Below are 24,492 nucleotides of genomic sequence, written 5' to 3' on the forward strand. Positions count from 1 at the left end.
ACTGCTGAGTGGACTCTAATACGTTGATAACTCAACTTTTCCAGTCCTTTTGACCCAAGTTTCACTTGACTTTATTTCCAGCCTCGAAGGGTTCCCCAAACCTTTCGAGCTGTGCGGAGGTGGGATGATGAAATCAAGTTTCTACGAAACTACTGATTTCATCGTCCCACTCTCTGTTTTAGAGCTTTTATAAATAGTTTTAATACTTGCCCAATTCTCTCAGGCTAGTATGATTTTCCTGAATCCGACGGAACATTTTTTCCATATCAGATTTGGTGAAGTTGACCAAAACGGGACGACCGTGAGGGCAGTTGTAGGGATTGTCGCATTGTGATAACTGAAAAATCAAATCACGCGCTGAATAGTCATCTAAACTGTGATTGGCTTTAATAGAGCGTTTGCAACTCATCATAATAGCCAGCTCAGCGCGATATTTCTTGATAGAGACTTCCTTGGTTAGAAGCAGCATATCGCACATCTCATAAATACCTGATTCGATTTCCTCTTCCTTAAACCAAATGGGATGTTCACGAAGAATAAATTGATTAGTTCCGTATTCTTCAAGGAAAACACCGACTTCTTCTAAAAGAGTCATTCGTTGTTTCAGACGCAACATATCATCAGCTGGAAATTCAAAGATATAGGGAACCAGAAGCTGCTGCTGACTAGCATCTACATCTCCGATTTTTTCACGATAATATTCGTACTTTACTCGCTCTTGAGCTGCATGTTGGTCAATAATATAAAGACCACCGTTTCCTTGAGCAAAAAGGTAGGTGCCGTGCATTTGCCCGAAATATTCCAATTCTGGAAACGTTGAAGTTTCTTCTCTATTTAGCTTATCTAAAGCTCTCTCTAAGCTCGCCTGATCCAGCTCTGGATGATCTAGTTGATTGTAAGAAGGAGATTGCCTTTCTGCAAATTTGACAGAAGCAGCTTTTGAATTGAGTTCATCTGTATCAGCAGATTGTTGGTCTAATCGGGCAGATTCCTCAAAAGAAGGTTGAGCTTCTGACACTTGTGGTTTCACAAAGAAGTCATTTCTTTCTTTATCGTAATAAAGTCGGTTCTCTTTGAGAGGGAGGCTGGTCTGCTCAGGCTTAATTGCTCGGTTAATGGTTGATTTGGCTAAATTCTCTAATGCGTCCGGAATCAAATCTTGCTCTTTCAAACTTGCAGCAATAGCTTGCGATATCAAGGTCATGAGCTCTCGCTCCTTTGAAATCCGCACTTCTTGCTTGGTCGGGTGAACATTGACATCAGCAAGATATGGGTCAATCCGAATATCAATCACAGCAATCGGGAATCGCCCAACCATGAGCTTACTACCGTAACCATCAAGAATAGCTCGATTGAGCAGGAAATTCTTGATGTAACGACCATTGATGAAAATGGTGATGTAGTTACGATTGGCACGCGTCAACTCTGGTAGACTAATATAGCCTGATACTTCAAAATCCAGATTAGAAGCTGAAATTTCAATCATTTTTTTGGCTGTTGTCAGTCCATAAATGCCAGCAATTGCTTGACGCAGATTTCCTGTTCCTGCTGTCCGTGTCATCTCTTTACCGTCATTAACAAGAGTGAAAGCGACCTCCGGATGAGCCAAGCTCAAACGGTTAATCACATCTACAATGTGAGATAGTTCCGCTTGTTGACTTTTCATATATTTCAAGCGAGCAGGCGTGTTGAAAAAAAGGTCTTCCACTTTGATTTTGGTGCCCCTAGGACAGCTACTTGGCTCTAAAGTCTCAACTTCTCCACCTTGCGCAATCAGAAGCGTTCCATGTGCACCACTACTTGTCGCAGTTTCAATCGTCAAACGTGAAACAGAGGCAATGGATGGAAGTGCCTCTCCCCGAAAGCCCAATGTCCGAATTCGAAAAAGGTCGGCTTGTTTCTTGATTTTACTAGTAGCATGCCGCCGCAAAGCCAAGGAAACCTCCTCATGCTCAATTCCTTCACCATTATCAATGACTTGAATGCTCCTGAGTCCCGCTTCTTCAATCTCAACTATAATCCGAGTAGCACCAGCATCAATGGAATTCTCTATCAACTCCTTGACCACGCTGCTAGGTCGCTCGATGACCTCACCTGCTGCAATCTGATTAGCAAGATTTTCTGGTAGTTCAATAATTTTTGACATAGTTTTCTCCGTAAGTATTCTAGCTATTATTATAACATAAAGCTGTTTTTCTATCAGAAGCCCGATGTGAGGGGAACACACATCGCTTCCTAGAAAGAACCAAATAGACAAGCAAAGCAACCACTTAGGTAAAAGTCCTTGTTTTCCTAGTCGAAATAATGTTTAATAGATTTAGGAAGAAGGAGGTAGTTAGTGACCTCTTGGTATTAACGAAAATCAGCAGCAAACCAACATCTGGAAAGAAGGAATGTTTATGAAAGTTCAATTGCATATTGACGAAAAGTTTTCAGAGGAAAAAGTCATTATCGAAGCACCGGGTTTGTCAGATACCATTCAGCAACTGCTGAAATTTGCTCAACAACTCGATAAAAACAAAGTTATTCGAGCCAAAAAAGAGGAAGAGATTTACCTATTAGATACTACTGAAATTCAGCGGGTTTATATTGAAAATCGCCAAGTTTGGGCTGAAACAGTAACAGACAATTATCACTTAGGGCTTCCACTTTATCAAGTTTTGGAATTGCTTCCTGCTGATTTTCTACAGATTTCCCAATCTGAAATCATCAATACCAAACAGATTGATCATCTGAAATTGACCGGCAGCGGTCTGATTCAGATTACACTAAAAAACGGTCAGATAACTTATTCATCTCGCCGTTATCTCAAAGCTATAAAGGAGAAATTACAACTATGAAAAAAACATTATTCAGAGATGCTCTAGGAGGCATTGTTATCGGACTCCTCCTATCCGTCATCTTTTCTTACTTTTTTGCACCTGTCTATCATCCGCTCAACCCTTATTCAGCAGTTGGTCTTTGGATGGAACAGCATCATATTCACGGCGCCTTAGTCGTTCTCTATTGCGCAGTAATTTGGAGTCTAATCGGCTTGCTCTTTAGCTTAGGAAAAGAGCTTTTCAAAAAAGATTGGAGCATTCTCAAAGCAACAATCTACCACTATGGGCTTATGATTTTAGGCTTTATCCCTCTAGCTCTATTAGCCGGATGGTTCCCAAGTGAACCCATTTTCATCTTACAGTTGATTTTGGAATTTACTGTTGTTTATCTCATCCTTTGGGCAATCCTGTCTTATCTGACTAAGAAGAAAATTGAGAAAATCAATCATCACTTAAACAAACAAAGCAAATAGCAAGAAATAACCGCTGTGAAAAAACTCACGGCGGTTATTTGAGCCCAACTTAGAATGCAGATTGATAGAAAACGATCATAGCTTACTAAATTGTTGTGGTTTGAAGATTAGACCCTAGCTGCAATTCTGGTATGACATTTCAGCAAATTAAGCTGTTAGTCAGTCACATCCACTATAGCTTCAACATTTTAAAGTTTCTTCTTTATCTCTGCCACAGCCAACATCACTTCCATTGGGGTCATATTATAAATGTCCAACTGGCGCAACTCGTCTAAAATAGGTGATTCAGTTGTTTCTGTAAATAAAGACATCTGCTCAGCCACTTGATTTTTTTCACGAGCATCCGCAGGTAATGTATTAAAGATGCCAAAAGATGGCTTCTCATTTACTTGGCTTTCTAATCGTGTCAATATTTGATCCGCTCTTGTCAACAAATCATTTGGCAAACCTGCAATTTTTGCTACATGAATCCCATAAGATTTATCAGCAGGTCCAACCTCAATCTTATGAAGAAATGTTACTTGACCATCTTTTTCTAGGGTTGCTACATGGACATTTTCTAGTTGTGTCAAGCTAGTTGACAGTTCTGTCAACTCGTGATAGTGAGTCGCAAAAAGTGTCTTAGCTCCTGTCCGATTGTGAATATACTCAATAATAGCTTGAGCAAGCGCCATGCCATCATAGGTGGCTGTTCCTCTTCCTAACTCATCAAAAAGAATGAGTGAATTTTCTGTTGCTTGAGAAATAGCATGGTTCGCTTCCATCATTTCAATCATAAAGGTTGATTGTCCAGAAACCAAGTCATCAGCTGCACCAATTCGAGTAAAGATTGCATCAAAAATCGGCAATTGAGCGCTTTCAGCTGAAACATAAGAGCCCATTTGAGCCATAATCACAACAATCGCTAACTGCCGCATATAAGTTGACTTCCCACTCATATTTGGGCCTGTAATTAGCTGAACATTAACATTCTCATCCATTGAAATGCTATTAGGAATATAGGTTTGTGCACCCATAACTTTTTCTACGACCGCATGCCGCCCTTTATCAATTTGGATAGAGCGCTGCTCAATAAATTCTGGTCTCACAAAGTGTTGCTTTTCAGCTACAGCTGCAAAGCTTTGCAGCACATCAACTGTTGCCATAGTTTGCGCCAAGGATTGCAGGCGTTTGATATATTTACCAGCTTCCTCACGAATGCGCATAAAAATCTCGTATTCCAAATTAGCTGATTTTTCACGCGCTTCCAACATCTCCCCTTCAATACGAGCCAGTTCTTCCGTACCAAAACGCTCTGAATTTTTCAGAGTTGCCTTGCGGAAAAAATGACTGGGAACGTGTTCAAGCTGGGAATTTGTGACATGGAAATAATAACCATCTTTTTTATTGTAATCAATCTTCAGGTTGTTAATTCCACTAGCTTCTCTTTCTTTCGCCTCAATATCTGCAATCCAGCTCGTTCCATCTCGTATAACCACTCGATATTTATCCAAGGTTTCATCAAAACCTGTTTTAATAATATTACCCTCTGTAATGACATTTGGAGCATCCGGCGAAATTGCTGACTGAATTAAGGACGCCAGTTCAGGAATTTCATCCAATTTTGCAATCAAATCTTCCAAAACTGGGCTATCAATTCCTTTTAAAATTCCCTTAATTTGTGGCACATGACTCAATGTCGCAGCAAGTTGTAATAGATCTTTCGGATTGGTCTTGCCAAACGAAACCCGACTGGCTAAACGCTCAATATCATACACTCCTTTGAGACTGTCTGATAAGTCACTGCGCTCAAAGAAATGATCTAAAAAGACTTGCACTACATCCTGCCGCTTGACGATCCGCTCTTTATCAATCAACGGACGTTGAATCCACGCTCTCAACAATCGTGTTCCCATAGCTGTCTTAGTCTCATCCATCAGCCAATAAAGGCTCCCGTGCTTCTTTCCTGTTCGAGCATTCTCTATTAAATCCAGACTTGCCATAGTTGAGTAGTCCATCTGCAAGAAATCTTTGATTTCATAATGATGAACTTGTTTCAAATGACTAAGCTCACGTAGCTGCGTTTTATGAACATACTGTAATAACTTTCCAGCTACTTGGCGCTCTAGCGGCGACAAGTCCTTTCCTAGTAGCTGAACATCATCAAATGTAGTTTCTACTTGCGATAAAAGGAGATTCATTTGAGTCTCCAATACTTGGCGCTCCATTTCAGACAATTCATACCCTAAGACCACTTCACGCGCTCGCAGGTTTCGGATTTCTCCACAGACTATGTTAAAGTCACTAAGACTTGTGACCTGAAATTCACCCGTTCCCACATCCATATAAGCCAGTCCATATATACCTGACAGCTTATCCAAAGCCACTAAAAAGTTATTCTGACTGTCTGGTTTTGAAGAATCAACTACTGTCCCCGGCGTAATCACCTGTACTACTTCGCGTTTGACTACTCCAACCGCTTTTTTAGGATCTTCCATTTGCTCTGCAATCGCAACTTTATAGCCTGCTTCAATTAAAACATCAATGTATTGCTGCACTGAATGGTAAGGAACTCCTGCCATTGGGATTGGATTTTCCGAGTTTTTATTGCGACTAGTCAGAGCAATCTCTAAAATCTGTGCCGCATTGGTCGCATCATCATAGAATAATTCATAAAAATCTCCCATGCGAAACAACAAAAAAGCATCTGGATAATCTTTTTTTATATCTAAATACTGTTGCATTCCTGGAGATAGTTTTTCTTTTGTCATTCTCATCCTTTCTGTTGGTTAATAGTGATAAGAGTGGGATAGAAATCAATAGTTTCGTAGAAACTTGATTTCTATCCCACATCCACATAGCTGGAGTAGGACAAAACTCATCTTGAAAATTTTCAGTTCGTAGTCTCACTCCCGCAAGGTTGCTCAACAGTCTGGAAGACTGTTGAGATGGTGGATAAAGAAAACAAAGTTTTTGTCAAAGGTGTTTTTCCGAGTTTGAAAAACAACAGCTTGAGACGTGCTTCGCAAGTCCTATCCGCCACCTCGAAGCATTGCTTTGAGCAATCAGCTACTGCGTCTTGTTGACTACATAAACAAAGGAAGCTGAGCTCTTTGTCCCAGCCTCATCATTCATTTTCTTAATCCATTTTCTCAAGAAGCTGCTCTTCCATTTGTTTTGCAGCTGCTGTATCACGACAGATAACTAAGAGCGTGTTAGCTCCTGCTACCGTTCCTAAAATTAGCTCACCTTTATTGGCATCCACAAAGTTAGCCAGAATAGAAGCATCCCCTAAGCGAGTATGAAGAACCAAGGAAAATTCCGCCCGAGAAACGCCCTCTACATGATAAGACAAGAACTCAACCAAATCGATTTTATTTGTTTCATCTGCTAAAACATAATAAACTTCATTGTTTTTCTTGGCTTTCGTCAATCCAATTTCACGTAAGTCCCGAGAGAGGGTTGTCTGTGTTACAATGATGCCTTGTGCCTTTAAACGATCCTGAATATCTTTTTGTGTACTCAGTTTTTCTTCCTTAATCATTCGCTTAATTAGTTTATGACGTTCACTCTTTTTCATTTTATCCTCAATAATGTATATTTATACTCAAAATTATACCAAAAAAATTGAAGATTCGTCAAAAAATATGTTAAAATACTAGTAAAAGACCAAAGGAGAAACCATGGACAATAAACAATTGATTGCAAGTGAATTGGCTAAGGTCATTGACAGCTTAGACCAAGACGCTATTTTAAATTTACTAGAAAAACCCAAAAGCTCAGATTTAGGTGATATCGCTTTTCCTGCCTTTTCTTTAGCGAAAGTAGAACGAAAAGCGCCTCAAGCAATTGCAGCAGACATTGCAGAAAAAATTGACTCAACAAACTTTGAAAAAGTAGTGGCAACTGGTCCTTATGTTAATTTCTTCCTTGATAAATCAAAAATTTCAGCTCAAGTTATCAAAGAAATTGTAAAAGAAGGAAATAACTATGGTCAGCAAAATGAAGGAAATGGAGAAAACATCACCATTGACCTCTCCAGCCCAAACATTGCAAAACCATTTTCAGTTGGTCATTTGCGCTCAACTGTTATCGGTGATGCCCTTTCTAATATTTTCCGTAAATTGGGCTATAACACCATTAAAATCAATCACTTAGGTGACTGGGGAAAACAATTCGGTCTTTTAATGGTGGCTTATAAAAAATGGGGCAGCAAAGAAGCCGTCGAAGCAAATCCAATTGATGAATTACTGAAACTGTACGTTCGTATCAATGCGGAAATCGAAACAGATCCTGAGCTTGATGACGAAGGTCGCCTCTGGTTCAAAAAATTAGAAGACGGTGATCCTGAAGCTACTGAATTATGGCAATGGTTCCGCAACGAAAGCCTGAAAGAATTTAACCGTATCTACAAATTGCTTGGTGTTGAATTCGATAGTCTGGCTGGTGAAGCCTTCTATAATGACAAGATGGACGAAGGCATCAAAATCCTTGAAGAAAAAGGATTGTTGGAAGAGTCTAAGGGGGCTAGCATTGTCAACCTTGATGATGTCAATCTGCCACCAGCTATGATTAAGAAATCTGACGGAGCAACACTTTACATTACACGTGATATTGCGACAGCTATGTACCGTGCTCGCACTTACAACTTCGTTAAAAACATTTATGCTGTAGGTCAAGAACAAGCTAATCACTTCAGACAATTAAAAGCCGTTTTGAAGAAGATGGGATTTGACTGGAGCGACGATATGATTCATGTAGACTTTGGCTTGGTAACAAAGAACCGCCAAAAATTGTCTACACGTAAAGGAAATATCATCCTTCTTGAACCAACTCTTCAAGAAGCTATCAATCGTGCTCAGTCACAAATTGAAGCCAAAAATCCTGGCCTTGAAAACAAAGAAGCTGTTGCTCGTGCTGTCGGAGTAGGAGCTGTTAAATTCTACGATTTAAAAACAGACCGCCGCAACGGTTACGACTTTGATTTGGAAGCCATGGTATCCTTTGAAGGAGAAACAGGTCCATACATCCAATATGCTTATGCACGTATCCAATCAATCCTTTGCAAGGCTGACTTCAAGCCAAGTTCTGAAGTAACATACAGCCTAGATGATGCTGAAAGTTGGGAAATCATTAAACTGCTACAAGATTTTGCCCGTGTTGTCAAGCGTGCAGCTGACAATTATGACCCATCACTCATTGCAAAATATGCAATCAGTCTTGCACAAGCATTTAACAAATTCTACGCACACACTCGTATCTTAGACGAAAGCCCTGAACGTGACAGCCGTCTGGCTCTCAGCTACGCAACAGCTGTTGTTCTAAAAGAATCTCTTCGTCTTCTCGGCGTTGATGCTCCAGAAAAAATGTAATTTTCTAACCCTATCAAAAAATCCTATCGGTATTTACAACGATAGGATTTTTTATTACATTCCGTATAATTCTTCAATTTTCAGACCAATTCGTTTGACATCTTCATTCAAGCCACGAAGTTCAAATGTGTCCAAGACTGGAAAGCCAAAGCGCTCTGCATATTGCTTAGCTGTTAAACAATATTGGTTGTTAAAATTACGATTACCACTACCAACAATTCCAAAACAGCACTTGTAATTCTCTTCAAAAGCAATAAAGTCACCTAAATCATTGGTAAGAATCTCTACATCTCCATTATTCAAACCATTTCCACCTTCTAAGTAGGTTGGTAAAAAGGCTACAAAGGGCTGAGACATGGCGTAAAATGGTCGCTCCTCTTTCACCATATCTTTTATATCCACCTGCTCAATCTCAACATTTTCATGTCGCTCTTGCAAAAAAGTGGACAAACGTTTGATAAAACTCGCTGTGTTCCCACTTAAGCTAATATAAACCAAGGAAATCTTCATATTTTCTCACTTTCTAAAAATAAAACACATCTATCATTCTCTTAAAATTCTAAGCTGATAGATATGTTTTGTCAACTATTGTAATTTTTCTTTTGCTAAGTCTTGTTGCTGCCGTTTCATCTTGAAAAAGACAATAACAAGGAAAAGAATATTAAATGCAAAATAAATAATGGTCAAAACTCTTGTCGATGAGATTGCTGTGGCACGCATCGTTTGATCTTTATAAAGATTGTTGAGTGGCATACCACCGATATAATTGTAAATTGTCCCAATAATTCCTAATAATACATAGGCAATGTAGGCAAAATTAGCGTATAAAATGTTTTTCTTAACAATGAAAACAACAGCAGCTATCAACAACAGAATAGAAAGGATAATTAATAATTTATGGGGACCATTATGAAGAAAGACAAGACTCTTTTCAGTCACTTTCACTATTTGTTTTACAACTGTTTCAGATAAACCTTTGTAGGAACTTGTATTCGTTATTTTTTCACTGCCAAAAAAAGTTCCTATAAATGTAAACGATGATAAAATGGCTGATAACGTCAGCAATACATATAAATAAATTGGTCGTTTTTTCACAATAAGCCTCCTGCTTAAAAGAGTTTTCAGTTTTATTTATTATAACGTAAGCAGTCAAAAATGGCAACAAAAATTTCACTAGTGTCAATTATTTTTTTCAAACAAAAGAAAGCCCCTCAACTATCAATCAAGGGGCCAATTCGCTATTGAACTAGTTCAAATGCCAAATTTCATCGTTATATTGAGCAATCGTACGGTCAGCAGAGAAGAAGCCTGCTTTTGCGATATTGACAAGAACTTTTTCAAGCCAGACGTCACGGTCTTCATAATCCGCAAACATGCGTTCTTTTGTTTCGATATAATCTTCCAAGTCAAGAAGCGTCATGAACCAGTCTTTATTGATCAATTCATTGTAAAGTCGTTCCAAGCGCTCTTTCTTACCAACTGCAAGAACAGCATCACTGACAATGAAGTCAACCAGCGGTTTGATTGCTTTACGAGCATAGAATTTACTTGACTTATAAGCTTCTTTGGCATACAAATCAATAACTGTTTCAGAATCTTCACCGAAGATATAAATGTTGTCATCTCCGACTAATTCATGAATTTCAACATTTGCCCCATCTGAAGTACCAAGCGTTAAAGCACCATTTAGCATGAATTTCATGTTACCAGTACCTGAAGCTTCTTTAGAAGCAAGGGAGATTTGCTCAGAAATGTCACCGGCTGCAATTAAGAAGCTAGCTGCTGTTACATTATAGTTTTCAACCATAACGACTTGCAAGTATGGAGAAACTTCTGGGTCGTTAGCAATTACTTCTGACAAGCAAAGGATTAAATGAATAATATCTTGCGCAATCGTATATGCTGGAGCAGCTTTCCCACCAAAGAAGACTGTAATTGGACGCACAGGAATGTTTCCAGCCTTGATGTCCAAGTATTTATGAATGACATAAAGAGCATTCATTTGTTGGCGTTTGTACTCGTGAAGGCGTTTGATTTGGATATCAAAGATTGATTCAGGATTGATTTCAACACCTTGGTGTTCTTTCAAGTGACGAGCTAATTTCCGTTTGTTGTGAGCTTTGATTTTTTCAAGTTCGGCTTTCACATCAGCCTTACCAGAAAATTCAAGTAAGTCTTCTAATTTTGAAGCATCATGGTGCCAATCGCGGCCAATCAAGCTATCAATGTAATTTGACAAGCGTGGATTTGCGTGCATGAGCCAGCGACGGAAGGTGATCCCGTTTGTTTTATTGTTGAATTTTTCTGGATAAATGTCGTAAAAGGCCTTGAGTTCTGAGTTTTTCAAGATTTCTGTATGAAGAGCAGCAACCCCATTGACACTATATCCATAGTGAATATCCATGTGAGCCATGTGTACACGATCATGTTCATCAATAATTTGAATAGCTGGATCTGCGTATTCAGCCTTCACGCGCTTATCCAATTCTTTGATAATTGGAACCAAGTGTGGAACAACTTCTTCCAAGAATTCAAGCGGCCATTTTTCAAGCGCTTCAGCAAGAATGGTATGGTTTGTATAAGCCGTCATATTCTTAACGATATTGATTGCTTCATCAAGCGAAATACCACGTTCTGTCAAAAGACGAATCATCTCTGGAATGACCATAGATGGGTGTGTATCGTTGATTTGGATAACAGCATAGTCAGCCAAGTCATTAAGATTGCTACCTTTTTCAATCGCTTCATCAATAATCAATTGTGCACCATTTGACACCATAAAGTATTGTTGGAAGATACGGAGCAATTCACCTTGCTTATTACTATCATCTGGATAAAGGAATAGAGTCAAATTACGAGCAATATCTGTCTTATCAAAGTCAATCCCATCTTCAATGATACTTGCATCTACTGAGTCAAGGTCGAACAGACGAAGACGGTTTTTAGTAGCTGTTTTATAACCAGGCACATCAATGTCATAAAGAGTTGATGTTAAAGTGAAATCAGCAAATGGTACTTGATAGCTACGGCTTGATTTTACTAACCAATTTTGCTCTGTCAACCAGAAGTTTGGTACTGTTGTTTGCTCATTATTTTTCAATACTTGTTGGAAAAGACCAAAGTGGTAGTTCAGACCTACACCGTCTCCATTCAAACCAAGTGTTGCAATAGAATCAAGGAAGCAAGCAGCCAGACGTCCTAAACCACCATTACCAAGTGAAGGTTCTAATTCGACTTCTTCCACTTCAATCAAGTCTTTACCAGCGTCTGCTAATTCTTTTTTGACATCATCATAAAGACCAAGGTTGATGAGGTTGTTTGACAACAGTTTTCCAATCAAAAATTCTGCTGAAATGTAATACAATTTCTTTTTACCAGTATTAACTGGTTTTTGTGCACTAGCCAATTTTGTATAGTTTAAAAGGGCAATATACAATTCTTCATTGCTGCATTCAGCAATTTCTTTTTGATAAGTTTGTTGGATAAATTCTTGTAAATTTGACATTTTTTCTCCTACCTAGAAAAGAACGTTACAATTCATTCTCTTTCTTTAATAATTTTTTATTTAAACGACGATATGTTTTCGTCAAGCTGTATAACTCTGCTTCAATCACGAGGTCCAATTCATCTGCTGTCATACGCCATGACCAATTGCCACCGATAGTTGATGGATAGTTCATACGAGCTGAACTGTCTAACTCTAATAAATCTTGCATGGTTGCAATTGCCATAAAGCTGACAGAAGCAAAGATAGTTCGTAACATTGCATGAGGAACTGTTTCATATTCCTTGCGATTGGTGTATTGAGCCATATATTCACGTGTAGCATCATCAATCTCATCACGGTACCAACCAAGAACAGTATTGTTGTCGTGTGTCCCTGTGTACATAACAGAATTGTTCGGAGCAAGATGTGGGCTATCAATGCTTTCATCATTTGGATTAAAGGCGAATTGAGCCACTTTCATACCAGGGAAACCCGTTTTTTCACGTAAAGCAATTACTTCATCAGTCATAAAGCCCAAATCCTCGGCGATGATGTTTAGTTCACCCAATTCTTCCTTCACAGCTTTAAACAAAGCGTAATCAGGACCTTTCACCCATTTACCAGGAGCGGCTGTATCGGATCCAGCAGGGATTTCCCAATAAGATTCAAAACCACGAAAATGATCGATACGAACCACATCGTAGATTTTGAAACTCTCACGCAAGCGTTCAATCCACCAGCTATACCCATCTTCATCCATTGCCTTCCAGTCATAAATTGGGTTTCCCCAAAGTTGACCGGTCGCAGAGAATTCATCTGGCGGACATCCTGCTACACATGTAGGCTGTCCTAATTCATCTGTTTTAAAGAAATGCGGTTGCGCCCAAACATCACAGCTATCAGCTGCCACATAGATTGGCATATCACCAACGATTTCAATATGATGGTCGTTAGCATAATTTTTCAATTCTAACCATTGTTTGAAGAAGAGATATTGCGTAACACGATGATAGGTCAATCGATCAGCTAGCTTTTCGCGATAAGTTGCCAAGCTAGACGCTTCACGACGACGTACCGCTGCATCTGGCCATTCCGTCCAAGCTTTCAAGTCGAAATGCTCTTTAATCGCCATGTATTCAGCAAACACTTCAAGCCATGATGCATTATCTGCTACAAATTTTTCATAGGCTGCTAAGTCTCCACGTTCTAAGAAACGTTTCACAGCTTTTTCCAAAACAGGCCTGCGATTGTTAAACACTTTCGCATAATCTACTTTTCTTGGATCTTGACCAAAGTCTAACCCTTCAAGATCACTTTGCACAAGCAATCCTTCTTCAATCAATCGATCAAAATCAATAAAATGTGTATTTCCCGCAAATGCAGAGAAAGATTGATATGGAGAATCTCCATAACTGGTCGTGCCTAAAGGCAAAATTTGCCAGTAGCGTTGCTTTGTTCTTACCAAAAAATCCACAAAATCGTAAGCACTTTTCCCAAATGAGCCGATTCCGTATTTCCCTGGAAGAGAAGAAATATGCATGAGAACACCACTTTGACGCTCTTTCATCTTATCACCTCAATAAATTTTTCTGTTAAATTTTGCATTCATTTAACGAAAACGTTTGCGTTGATTTGATTATAACTTAATTCCGACATGTGTGCAACCATTTTTCTAGTTTTTTTGTAAATTTTTAAAATATTTCGGATAATTGAATCATTTTCTTCTATATTCTATCATGATTTTTGGAGTGGAAAATAAAAAATTTTTAAGATTTTTTTAAAAAAGTGTTGCAACCGTTTTCTATTTGTGGTATACTAAGCATAGTTTAAGAAAACGTTTGCGCAAACTATTCTAAATTGTTATCTTATTATTTTATTCTTTAGGAGGAATAAATCATGAAACGTAAAATGTTGAAAAGTGTTGCAGTTCTTGGAACTGTAGGATTGGCTAGTTTGTTACTAGTAGCTTGCGGTAGCAAAAATAATAAATCAGCTTCTTCTGGTGATGGTAAAAACCTCACTGTTTACGTAGAAAAACAATACGAAGGCTACATGAAGAAAGCTGCTGCTGCTTTTGAAAAAGAAAGTGGAACAAAAGTTACTATTAAAACTGGCGACCAACTTAAAGGTCTTGAAAATCTTTCACTTGACAACCAATCTGGCAAAGCTCCAGACGTTATGATGTCTCCATATGACCGCGTAGGTAGTCTCGGTTCAGACGGCCAACTTTCTGAAATGAAACTTGATAAAGGTTCAATGACAGATGATACTACCAAAGCACTCGTAACAACAAAAGGTAAAACTTATGGTGCTCCTGCTGTTATCGAAACATTAGTAATGTATTACAATAAAGACCTTGTTTCTAAAGCTCCAACTACATTTGCTGAATTAGAAGAACTGGCAAAAGACAGCAAATATGCTTTTGCTAACGAAAATGGCAAAACAACTGCTTTCCTCGCTGACTGGACAAACTTCTATTATGCTTATGGTCTGTTAGCGGGTAATGGTGGATATGTCTTTGGTAAGAACGGTACTGATCCTAAAGACATTGGACTTGCAAATGACGGTTCTATCAAAGGTGTTGAATACGCTAAAAATTGGTATGCAAAATGGCCAAAAGGAATGCAAGATACTAAAGGTGCCGCAAACTTAATTCAAACTCAATTCCAATCAGGTAAAACAGCTGCTATCATTGAAGGCCCTTGGAAAGCCGCATCATTCAAAGAAGCTAAAGTGAACTATGGTGTTGCCACTATTCCTACACTTCCAAATGGTAAAAACTATCAAGCCTTTGGTGGTGGTAAAGCTTGGGTCATCCCTGCAGGATCTAAAAATGCCAAAACAGCTCAAAAGTTTGTTAACTTCTTGACTTCGACTGAACAACAAAACGCTTTCTATGATGCTACAAACGAAGTACCTGCAAACACAGAGGCTCGTAAATACGCTGAAGGAAAGAATGATGAATTGACTTCAGCTGTTATTAAACAATTCCAATCTGCTCAACCTATGCCAAATATCTCTGAAATGAGTACTGTATGGGATCCAGCAGCAAGTATGCTCTTTGATGCTGTAAGTGGAAAAAAAGATACTAAAGCCGCTGTAAATGATGCCGTTAAATTGATTAAAGATACTATCAATCAAAAATTTGGTAAAAAATAAAACAGATTGAGGTAGGATAGAACTCGATTGGCAGCACCAGTCGAGTTCTATATTTTAGAAAAAGGAGACTCTGATGACTACACAACAACAGCCACGTAAAGCATTGCTGCTCTCCCTCATCCCAGGACTTGGGCAAATTTATAATAAACAAAAAGCAAAAGGGGCTATCTTTTTAGGAGTTACCATTTTATTTTTGATTTACTTTTTCGCCATTGCTGCTCCTGAGTTAGGAAACTTAATTACTCTCGGTGAGATGCCTGGACGCGATAACTCTCTTTTCATGCTGATTCGTGGTGCATTCCACTTTATTCTTGTCATTGTTTATTTCATCTTTTATGCTCTCAATCTAAAAGATGCTTATACTATTGCGAAACGTTGGAATAATGATTATCCAGTTCCTACGACTTTCAAAGATATGTTAAAAGGAATTTACGCTAATGGTTTTCCTTACCTATTGATTATTCCTTCATATATTGCAATGACTTTTGCTATCATTTTCCCTGTATTGGTCACTCTTTTAATCGCCTTTACAAACTATGATTTCCAACATTTGCCTCCAACCAAGCTCTTGGATTGGGTTGGCGTGACAAACTTCACTAATATTTGGCGACTTAGCACTTTCCGTTCTGCTTTTGGAGCCGTTCTTGTTTGGACTATTATCTGGGCACTGGCTGCCTCAACTATCCAAATCGTTATTGGTATTTTTACCGCTATTATTGCAAACCAACCATTTATTAAAGGAAAACGCATTTTCGGCGTTATCTTCCTACTGCCTTGGGCTGTCCCAGCATTCATCACTATCTTAACTTTCAGTAACATGTTCAACGATAGTATCGGTGCAATCAATACCCAAGTTATTCCGCTTCTTGGTAAAGTATTGCCATTCTTAAATGGACATCTGATTCCTTGGAAAACAGATCCGACCTGGACTAAAATTGCTCTAATTATGATGCAAGGTTGGCTTGGTTTCCCTTACATTTATGTATTGACACTTGGTATCTTGCAATCCATTCCAAACGATCTTTACGAAGCAGCTTACATTGATGGTGCAAATGCATGGCAAAAATTCCGCAATATCACTTTCCCAATGATTTTAGCAGTTGCTGCTCCTACACTCATCAGTCAGTATACTTTCAACTTCAACAACTTCTCTATCATGTACCTCTTTAATGATGGCGGTCCTGGTACAGTTGGTGGTGGTGCAGGTTCAACTGACATCCTCATTTCATGGATTTATCGTTTAACGACAGGTGCAGCTCCTCAATACTCAATGGCTGCTGCGGTAACACTTATCATTTCTCTTATTGTGATTTCAATCTCCATGATTGCGTTCAAGAAACTACATGCATTTGATATGGAGGATGTGTAAGATGAATAATTCTATTAAATTTAAACGCCGTTTAAACCACTTTTTAACTTATTTCTATCTAGTGGCTTTATCTATTATCATTATCTATCCTCTCTTGATTACGATTATGTCTGCTTTCAAGACAGGGAATGTCCTTGCGTTTAAGCTAGATACAGATATTAATTTTAGCCTAGAAAACTTTAGCAAGCTTTTTACTGAAACTCTTTATGGGACTTGGTACTTTAACACTTTAATCATTGCTATCTTGACAATGATTATCCAAACAAGTATAGTTGTACTAGCTGGTTACGCTTATAGTCGTTATAATTTCCTAGCTAGAAAACAAAGTCTGGTCTTCTTCTTAATCATTCAAATGGTGCCAACAATGGCTGCCCTGACCGCTTTCTTCGTTATGGCTTTGATGTTAAATGCGCTCAACCACAGTTGGTTCCTCATCTTCCTTTATGTCGGCGGTGGTATCCCAATGAACGCTTGGCTCATGAAAGGGTACTTTGATACTGTGCCTATCTCGCTTGATGAGTCCGCTAAATTGGACGGTGCTGGTCACTTCAGACGCTTCTGGCAAATTGTACTGCCACTCGTTCGTCCAATGATTGCTGTACAAGCTCTCTGGGCTTTCATGGGACCATTCGGAGACTACATCTTATCTAGTTTCTTACTTCGTGAAAAAGAATTCTATACAGTTGCTGTTGGTTTACAAACCTTTGTTAGTGATGTGAAGAATTTGAAGATTGCTTACTTCTCAGCAGGTGCTATCTTGATTGCTTTGCCAATCTGTATCTTATTCTTCTTCCTACAAAAGAACTTTGTATCTGGTTTAACAAGTGGTGGCGACAAGGGATAATCTTGTCCCACCCTCTTTTATTTATAGTTGTATGATAGCTAATAAACTTTGCTTTATTAGCCATTACCTGATTATAAATTTTTAGAAAGAGTGTCTTATGCTACCTTATCCATTTAATTATTTTTCTAGTATTTACGGTTTTAAAAAGCCTTTTGCCAACCGAAAATTACTGACCTGGTTTCAATTGATTTTTACAAGCATCTTTTTAATTTCCTTATCCATAATACCAGTTGCTGTGCAAAACGCGTCTCTCAAGACTTATCCACTCACTACTTTTGTAGATGGTGTTTTTGACCCTGTTACAAAGGAAGTAATGGACGATATCACAGAGAATGCTAAAATAGAAAATTATCAATTCAGCTATGCTGGTCAGCAATCAACTCACAATAGCAAAGCAGGAACTGTCCTTCTAGGGAAAGAACAGTCTACCTTAGGAGAAAAACTAACACTTGCTTTTGGATCCAAACAACTGATTATCAGCAAAAAAGGAAAAAAACTGGCAGACATTCAATATCAGCATATCAATCAAGCTGCTCTAAAAAATAAAAAGTCGCTCAGTACCGCCATTTCACAAGATTGGTTTCAACAAAATCGTGTGACAGTCAGTCTATTTCTCGTTCTCCTTTCTGGCGGTCTTTTGACACTGAATTTCTTCATCATCATCTTAGGAGCTACCTTTTTCCTTTATTTAACGAAAAAATCACGTCTTTTTTCTTTTAAAACCGTCAAAGAATGCTATCATTTTGCTTTGAATTGTTTAGGTTTGCCAACTTTGATTGCTGTTGCAGCAGGGTTATTGTTCGGTCAAGCCATGACCACTATGATTACCATTCAAAACATTCTTTTTGTGCTTTATCTCGTCATTATTTTCTATCGGACACATTTCCGTGATGAAAAAATGAAAAAGTAGGAGGTTTTTTATGCGAGTTACTATTAAAGAAGTTGCTAAATTGGCAGGAGTTTCGCCTTCTACCGTTACCCGTGTTGTCCAAAATAAATCCAGCATCAGCGATGAGACCAAAAAAAGAGTCCGTAAAGCTATGAAGGAATTGAATTATCATCCTAATCTCAATGCACGTAGTCTTGTTAGCAGTTACACACAAGTCATTGGTGTTGTTTTACCTGATGATTCCGATGCTTTTTATCAAAATCCATTTTTCCCTTCAGTATTTCGTGGGATTGCTCAGGTAGCTTCTGAATTTCACTACGCTATTCAAATTGCGACCGGGAAAAATGAAAAAGAGCGTATGGAAGCTATTTCCCAAATGGTTCTAGGGAAACGTGTGGACGGGCTCATTTTTCTCTATTCTCAGGAAAATGATCCATTAGTGAAAATGGTTAGTGAGGAACAATTTCCTTTCTTAATTTTAGGAAAATCTCTTTCTCCGTTTATTCCTTTGGTGGATAATGACAATATCCAAGCTGGATATGATGCAACAGAATATTTTATCAAAAAAGGCTGCCGCAATATTGCTTTTATCGGTGGTAGTAAAAGACTATTTGTAACGCAAGATCGTTATAAAGGGTATCAAAAAGCGCTGGAAGATTACCACTTAGAGCTTGATCCTCAAAACACAGCATTTGCAAATGAATTTTTGGAAGAAAAAGGATATCAATTCACAAAACATCTTCTAAATCATGATTCAAAAATTGATGCGATTATCACAACAGATAGCATGCTAGCAGAAGGGGTCTGCAACTATTTAAATCAAAATCAATTATCTATTCCTACTCTAGCTTTTGACTCTATTAAACCCAAACTTGACTTGGCAGCTTATGTTGATATTAATACGCTAGAACTGGGGCGGATTTCTTTTAAAACTATCCTGCAAATTATCAATGATACCAAAGAAAATCGACAAATTTGTTATCGCCAAGTAATTCCACATCGCATTATTGAACAATAAAGAAAGGAAGTTTATGGCTTTCCGAACATTCCAAGCCTACTTAGATGACCAAAGTCTCATCACGATCGAGTTAGAAAAACAATTTTATACTGAACAATTACAATTTACAATCGAAACGATTGATAGCACACAAACCTTACAGATAAGAACTCTGAAAGAACAAGATGACTTCGTGCAATACAGTCTTGCTCCTCTTGAGCCGTTAGATTTAACCAGTCATTATTGGATTTACGACCAAGATCGCAATAAAACCTTTTTGCAATTTCGCCATATTGTGAGAAAACCGATTTTTGACCAGACCTTTGCTTATGATGGCGATGACTTAGGAGCTCATTACACTCCTAAAGTAACGACTTTTAAACTCTGGGCTCCTATTTCCGAGCAAGTTTTGCTCCATTTACAAAATCAAGTTTATCCGATGACACTTGGTGAAAAGGGCGTTTGGCAAACAGAGGTCTCTGGAGATTTTGATGGGGCTGCTTATTACTATCTACACAAAGTGAATGGTCATTGGGTGGAAGTCCACGACCCTTATGCCCTATCTTCTGAAAGCAATTCTGGTGTTAGTTATGTTGTCAATCCAGAGAAAATTACTCGCCCAATTCACCGAGCAGCAACACAAATTCCAATAACAAAAGCTGTTATCTACGAGATGAGTGTGAGAGATTTTTCCATGCAAAAAGAAGCAGGATTTACCTACTCTGGGAAATTCAAGTCCCTAACAGAGTCTCCTGATTTACAAGAACACACTTTGGGAATGGATTATGTCGAACAACTGGGTGTTACTCATATCCAACTCATGCCAGTGTATGATTTTGGCAGTGTTGATGAAAACCATCCAGAACTCGTGTATAACTGGGGCTACGACCCTATGCAATACAATCTTCCTGACGGTAGTTTTGCAACGAATCCACATGATCCTTATACAAGAATCGTTGAATTGCAAGGAGCAATCGCTGCTTATCATCAAGCCGACATCAGTGTTATCATGGACGTCGTTTACAATCATGTCTACAATCCCCAAACCTATGCTTTTGAAAAAATTGTCCCAGGCTATTTCTTCCGCTATGATCACAATGCCAATTTAACAAATGGGACTTTCTGTGGGAACGACGTAGCAAGTGAGCGGGCAATGGTTCGTAGCTATATTAAGCATTCCCTCAAACAATGGCTAACTCTTTATGGAATGGACGGCTTCCGCTTTGACCTCATGGGCATTCTAGATATGGAAACCATGAAACAAATCGCAGAGGAATTGAAGTTTCTTTATCCAAATGTTTATTTGTACGGAGAAGGGTGGCGTATGGCCACCGGACTGGATAGCAATCGGCTTGCACATCAATTCAACGCCGCTCAGTTACCAAGCTATGGTTTTTTCAGCGACCACTTCCGCAATACAATCAAAGAAACAATTTTAGAAGGCAGTCAAATCCAAGATTCCAAACCAATAGATACGATAGAAAATGTATTGACAGCTAATGTTGGATTAACGGAAACAGCACATTTTATCGCACCCCAGCAAGCTATCAACTACGTGGAATGCCATGACGATGCAACGGCTTTTGATTATTTTGCAATTAAAAAGCCAGATATCTCTCTAAATGAGCGGTTAGCAGATGCACGACTCGCTTTGCATATTACTTTGTTAGCTCAAGGGGTACCGTTCATCCATAGTGGGCAAGAGTTTTTCCGTAGTAAAAACCTCATGGATAATACTTATAATGCTCAAGACGCCATCAACCGTCTTGATTGGCTACGCTCAATTGAATATGAGAAAGACGTAGATTTTGTTCGCCAGTTGATCCAATTCAGAAAAGCAAATCCGCTTCTCGGTTTGGAAACAACGACAGAAATCCTTGACTTTTGCTCTGTCCAATGGCTCACCGATGTCCTTGTTGAATACAAAATTAAAAGGCAAAAAGAACAAATTACTATCCTCATCAATTTTGGAAATGAAGATATTGCTTATCAAAATCAAGAAAAACAAGCTATCTTTATCCAATATCCAAAAATCAACCTTGATACCCCCATTCAGGAAATCCAAAAACAATATACTGTTCCTGCAAAACAAGTTCTCGTACTTAAATAATCGTGAGGCTGGGCAAAAACACCATTTTTAATCTGAAATAAATAATCAACGACATCATAAAAGGCTTAAAATCAAGATTTATTTAAATCAGATTCTAAGCCTTTTTGCTTTTATGCTTGTTTTTGCCCATCCTCTATTTGTCCCGCACCGAAGGCCGCGAGACGGACTGCAAGTCATATAACAAAAAACATCAGATTGACCAAACTAGCCAATCTGATGTTTTATTCTTCTACGAAACGCCCAAGAATGTGAACATTATCTGCTACCGATACAAAAGCATGCGGATCGGTTTTACGCATAATATGTTTAAATTCATTAAATTCAGCATGCGTAATGACTGTAATCAAAACAGTCTTTTTCTCATGATTGTAAGTTCCTTCTGCACCATTAACCATGGTTGCACCACGATGCAATTTGTTATGAATTTTATCAATAACTTCTTCGGGATGACTGGTAATAATCATCGCCTGCATCTTCTTTTGCTTAGTAAAGACTGCATCTGTCACACGGCTTGACACAAAAATCGTAATCATCGAATATAGTGCATATTTCCAGCCGAAAGTCACACCGGCAATAATCATAATCATGCCATTGACCATAAAGGAAATATTTCCCACATTTCTACCGGTTTTCTTCCGAACCGTCAAGCTGACAATATCCGTCCCACCACTAGAAATATTGGAACGCAAAGCAAAGCCGATTCCCATTCCCATGATAACCCCACCAAACAAAGCATTGATAATCGGGTCATTTGTTAAGGTCACTTCAGGAACAAACTGGATAAACAGCGAACTCATGGAAACGGTTATAAAAGTAAATACCGTAAATTTGTGCCCAATTTGATACCAAGCTAAAATCATCAGCGGGATATTGATGAGATAGAAAGTCACAGAAACCGGAATAGTAAATCCTAAAAAACGCGTACTTAAAGCGGCTAAAATCTGTGCCAATCCAGTCGCACCGCTTGAATAAACATGTCCCGATTGAAAGAAAAGATTCACTGCAACCGCAGATAGAAAACCATAAATGAGCGAAGCAGAAATCTTTTCATCGTACTTCTCACGAGAAATACTCTTAAGTACTCGTATCAACTTAAAATCATAGGCTAGACGGCGCAAATAATAACGCAATCGTTTGTAAATCTTACTTTTCTTCATGAGTTTCTACTTGTAAACTTAATTCTTCAAGTTGTTTAGCGTCGACTATGCTTGGCGCCTGAGTCATTGGATCACTTGCTTTGTTGTTTTTAGGGAAAGCAATCACTTCACGGATATTTTCCTCGCCAGCCAGCAACATGACAAAACGATCTAGCCCAATTGCCAGTCCACCATGCGGTGGAAAACCATAATCCATTGCTTCTAGCAAGAAACCAAATTGATCAGTAGCTTCTTCTTCAGAAAAACCAAGAGCTTTAAACATTCGTTCTTGCAAATCTTTGTGGTTAATACGAAGACTTCCACCACCCAATTCATAACCATTCAAGACAATATCATAAGCAATAGCACGAACCTTGCTCAAATCACCTTCTAATTCATGAGCTGTGTCTGCTTGTGGAAGAGTGAATGGATGGTGCGCACTCATATAGCGACCTTCTTCTTCCGACCATTCAAACATTGGCCAATCCACAACCCAAAGATAATTAAATCTCGATTCATCAATCAAGCCCAAATCTTTTGCAAGACGAACACGAAGAGCTCCCAAGGATGCATTGGCAACTTCTAGAGTATCAGCTACAAAAAGAACCAAATCATTGTCTTCAAGCTGTAAAGCATCTGTCAACTCACTTGTCAAGTCTTTCAGAAACTTAGCAACTGGGCCGTTTAATTCACCTGATGCCACCTTCACCCAAGCAAGCCCTTTTGCTCCATACTGTTTTGCTTGCTCTGTCAACTTATCTATATCTTTCCGCGAATAGCTGTCAGCTGCATTTTTCACAACAATAGCTTTAACGGCTGGTGCTTCTGAGAAAACTTTGAAGTCAACTTCCTTGACAATCCCTGTCAAGTCTTGTAACAGCATCTCAAAACGTGTATCTGGCTTATCACTTCCATACAAAGCCATTGCATCATCATAGTTCATGCGTGGGAAGGGCAGAGAAACCTCAATCCCCTTCGTTTCTTTCATCACTCGAGCAATCAAGCCTTCTGTAATATCCTGGATTTCTTGATCAGATAGGAAAGAAGTTTCTAAGTCAACCTGTGTAAACTCTGGTTGACGGTCTCCACGTAAATCCTCATCACGAAAGCATTTTACAATTTGATAATACCGATCAAATCCAGCATTCATCAACAGTTGCTTGGTAATTTGAGGACTTTGTGGCAGTGCATAGAAATGACCTTGGTTCACTCGACTTGGTACCAAATAATCACGCGCCCCTTCTGGAGTTGACTTAGTAAGAAACGGCGTTTCCACATCAATAAATTCAAGCTCATCTAAGTAATTACGAATTGAATGTGTTACTTTAGCTCGTAATTTCAAATTTGCAAACATTTCAGGACGACGAAGGTCTAAATAACGGTAACGGAGACGGGTATCATCATTCGCTTCAATACCGTCTTTGATTTCAAATGGAGTCGTTTTGGCCGTATTGAGAACTGTCAAATGCTCCACGTGTAATTCAACAGCTCCTGTTGCCAATTTATCATTCGCCTGCGTACGGACTTCTACTTTTCCAGTCACTTCGATCACATATTCGCTTCGCAAACTTTCAGCGGTTTCCATGACTTCTTTATCCACATTTTCAGGATTGATAACTAGCTGCATTATGCCTTCACGGTCACGCAAATCAATGAAAATCAGTCCTCCCAAGTCACGACGACGGGACACCCAACCTTTCAAAGTGATTTTTTGACCAACATGTTCACTACGAACACGCCCGACATACATTGAACGTTTCATTTTTATTCTCCAAACTTTTAATTCTTTTACTATTTTACCACAAAAGCGATGAAAAAGAAGACATGCTTTTCAAAATCTTCATATCTTAACGTA

18 protein-coding genes are annotated in these 24,492 nt (G+C 38.7%); 9 read left to right on the top strand and 9 right to left on the bottom strand.

Annotated features, from left to right (window positions below; all coding sequences use genetic code 11):
- Window positions 1-199: 199 nt before the first annotated feature.
- On the bottom strand, window positions 200-2,146 hold the full coding sequence (gene mutL, locus HMPREF2933_RS08135; protein ID WP_024053225.1) for a DNA mismatch repair endonuclease MutL: 1,947 nt from the start codon (window positions 2,144-2,146) through the stop codon (window positions 200-202).
- 253 nt (window positions 2,147-2,399) lie between these two features.
- Here mutL and HMPREF2933_RS08140 point away from each other — a divergent pair, with 253 nt between their 5' ends.
- Both HMPREF2933_RS08140 and HMPREF2933_RS08145 read left to right on the top strand, forming a co-directional pair.
- Window positions 2,400-2,840, top strand: a complete 441-nt coding sequence (locus tag HMPREF2933_RS08140) for a LytTR family DNA-binding domain-containing protein (protein WP_024053226.1) — start codon at window positions 2,400-2,402, stop codon at window positions 2,838-2,840.
- Window positions 2,837-3,295, top strand: coding sequence for a DUF3021 domain-containing protein (locus HMPREF2933_RS08145; RefSeq protein ID WP_024053227.1), 459 nt, complete (start codon window positions 2,837-2,839; stop codon window positions 3,293-3,295). The genes HMPREF2933_RS08140 and HMPREF2933_RS08145 overlap by 4 nt, the downstream gene beginning before the upstream one ends.
- Window positions 3,296-3,483: 188 nt before the next feature.
- On the opposite strand, the gene mutS is transcribed toward HMPREF2933_RS08145, so the two are convergent.
- Together mutS and argR are read right to left on the bottom strand one after the other, a co-directional pair.
- Window positions 3,484-6,045 (bottom strand): DNA mismatch repair protein MutS, encoded by a 2,562-nt coding sequence (gene mutS / locus HMPREF2933_RS08150; RefSeq protein ID WP_024053228.1) that lies wholly within the window; start codon window positions 6,043-6,045, stop codon window positions 3,484-3,486.
- A 368-nt stretch (window positions 6,046-6,413) separates the two neighbouring features.
- On the bottom strand, window positions 6,414-6,854 hold the full coding sequence (gene argR / locus HMPREF2933_RS08155) for an arginine repressor (protein ID WP_003027809.1): 441 nt from the start codon (window positions 6,852-6,854) through the stop codon (window positions 6,414-6,416).
- Between the two features lie 103 nt (window positions 6,855-6,957).
- Between argR and argS the strand changes: the two genes are divergently transcribed.
- Window positions 6,958-8,646 carry an arginine--tRNA ligase gene (argS, locus tag HMPREF2933_RS08160; RefSeq protein ID WP_024053229.1) on the top strand — a complete coding sequence of 563 codons (1,689 nt, stop codon included), beginning with the start codon at window positions 6,958-6,960 and terminating at the stop codon, window positions 8,644-8,646.
- A gap of 54 nt (window positions 8,647-8,700) precedes the next feature.
- Here argS and nrdI read toward each other — a convergent pair whose 3' ends face one another.
- The 4 genes from nrdI to malQ form a co-directional block, all read right to left on the bottom strand.
- Window positions 8,701-9,156 (bottom strand): class Ib ribonucleoside-diphosphate reductase assembly flavoprotein NrdI, encoded by a 456-nt coding sequence (gene nrdI / locus HMPREF2933_RS08165; RefSeq protein WP_024053230.1) that lies wholly within the window; start codon window positions 9,154-9,156, stop codon window positions 8,701-8,703.
- Between the two features lie 75 nt (window positions 9,157-9,231).
- A complete protein-coding gene (locus HMPREF2933_RS08170) occupies window positions 9,232-9,741 on the bottom strand; it encodes an ABC transporter permease (RefSeq protein ID WP_024053231.1) in 510 nt (169 codons plus the stop codon).
- 151 nt (window positions 9,742-9,892) lie between these two features.
- Window positions 9,893-12,151 (bottom strand): glycogen/starch/alpha-glucan family phosphorylase, encoded by a 2,259-nt coding sequence (gene glgP, locus HMPREF2933_RS08175; protein WP_024053232.1) that lies wholly within the window; start codon window positions 12,149-12,151, stop codon window positions 9,893-9,895.
- Window positions 12,152-12,176: 25 nt separating this feature from the next.
- On the bottom strand, window positions 12,177-13,700 hold the full coding sequence (gene malQ / locus HMPREF2933_RS08180) for a 4-alpha-glucanotransferase (protein WP_024053233.1): 1,524 nt from the start codon (window positions 13,698-13,700) through the stop codon (window positions 12,177-12,179).
- 329 nt (window positions 13,701-14,029) lie between these two features.
- On the opposite strand from malQ, the gene HMPREF2933_RS08185 reads away from it, so the two are divergent.
- The 6 genes from HMPREF2933_RS08185 to pulA all read left to right on the top strand — a co-directional run bounded on the left by HMPREF2933_RS08185 (window position 14,030) and on the right by pulA (window position 21,501).
- Window positions 14,030-15,292, top strand: coding sequence for an extracellular solute-binding protein (locus tag HMPREF2933_RS08185; RefSeq protein WP_070242133.1), 1,263 nt, complete (start codon window positions 14,030-14,032; stop codon window positions 15,290-15,292).
- Window positions 15,293-15,365: 73 nt separating this feature from the next.
- Window positions 15,366-16,661 (top strand): sugar ABC transporter permease, encoded by a 1,296-nt coding sequence (locus HMPREF2933_RS08190; protein WP_024053236.1) that lies wholly within the window; start codon window positions 15,366-15,368, stop codon window positions 16,659-16,661.
- Window position 16,662: 1 nt separating this feature from the next.
- Window positions 16,663-17,505, top strand: coding sequence for a sugar ABC transporter permease (locus HMPREF2933_RS08195; protein ID WP_003026676.1), 843 nt, complete (start codon window positions 16,663-16,665; stop codon window positions 17,503-17,505).
- A gap of 97 nt (window positions 17,506-17,602) precedes the next feature.
- Window positions 17,603-18,415, top strand: coding sequence for a maltodextrose utilization protein MalA (locus tag HMPREF2933_RS08200; protein ID WP_024053238.1), 813 nt, complete (start codon window positions 17,603-17,605; stop codon window positions 18,413-18,415).
- A 10-nt stretch (window positions 18,416-18,425) separates the two neighbouring features.
- Window positions 18,426-19,412 carry a LacI family DNA-binding transcriptional regulator gene (locus HMPREF2933_RS08205; RefSeq protein ID WP_003071525.1) on the top strand — a complete coding sequence of 329 codons (987 nt, stop codon included), beginning with the start codon at window positions 18,426-18,428 and terminating at the stop codon, window positions 19,410-19,412.
- 13 nt (window positions 19,413-19,425) lie between these two features.
- A complete protein-coding gene (pulA, locus tag HMPREF2933_RS08210; protein WP_024053239.1) occupies window positions 19,426-21,501 on the top strand; it encodes a type I pullulanase in 2,076 nt (691 codons plus the stop codon).
- 221 nt (window positions 21,502-21,722) lie between these two features.
- On the opposite strand, the gene HMPREF2933_RS08215 is transcribed toward pulA, so the two are convergent.
- Together HMPREF2933_RS08215 and aspS are read right to left on the bottom strand one after the other, a co-directional pair.
- Entirely contained in the window at window positions 21,723-22,658 is a 936-nt protein-coding gene (locus HMPREF2933_RS08215; RefSeq protein WP_024053240.1) for a YitT family protein, read from the bottom strand.
- The gene (gene aspS, locus HMPREF2933_RS08220; protein ID WP_024053241.1) at window positions 22,645-24,399 is read right to left on the bottom strand and encodes an aspartate--tRNA ligase; all 1,755 of its coding nucleotides are present in this window, start codon (window positions 24,397-24,399) and stop codon (window positions 22,645-22,647) included. The genes HMPREF2933_RS08215 and aspS overlap by 14 nt, the downstream gene beginning before the upstream one ends.
- Window positions 24,400-24,492: the final 93 nt, after the last annotated feature.

It is taken from the genome of Streptococcus sp. HMSC066F10 (assembly GCF_001813805.1).
Classification (GTDB): domain Bacteria; phylum Bacillota; class Bacilli; order Lactobacillales; family Streptococcaceae; genus Streptococcus; species Streptococcus vaginalis.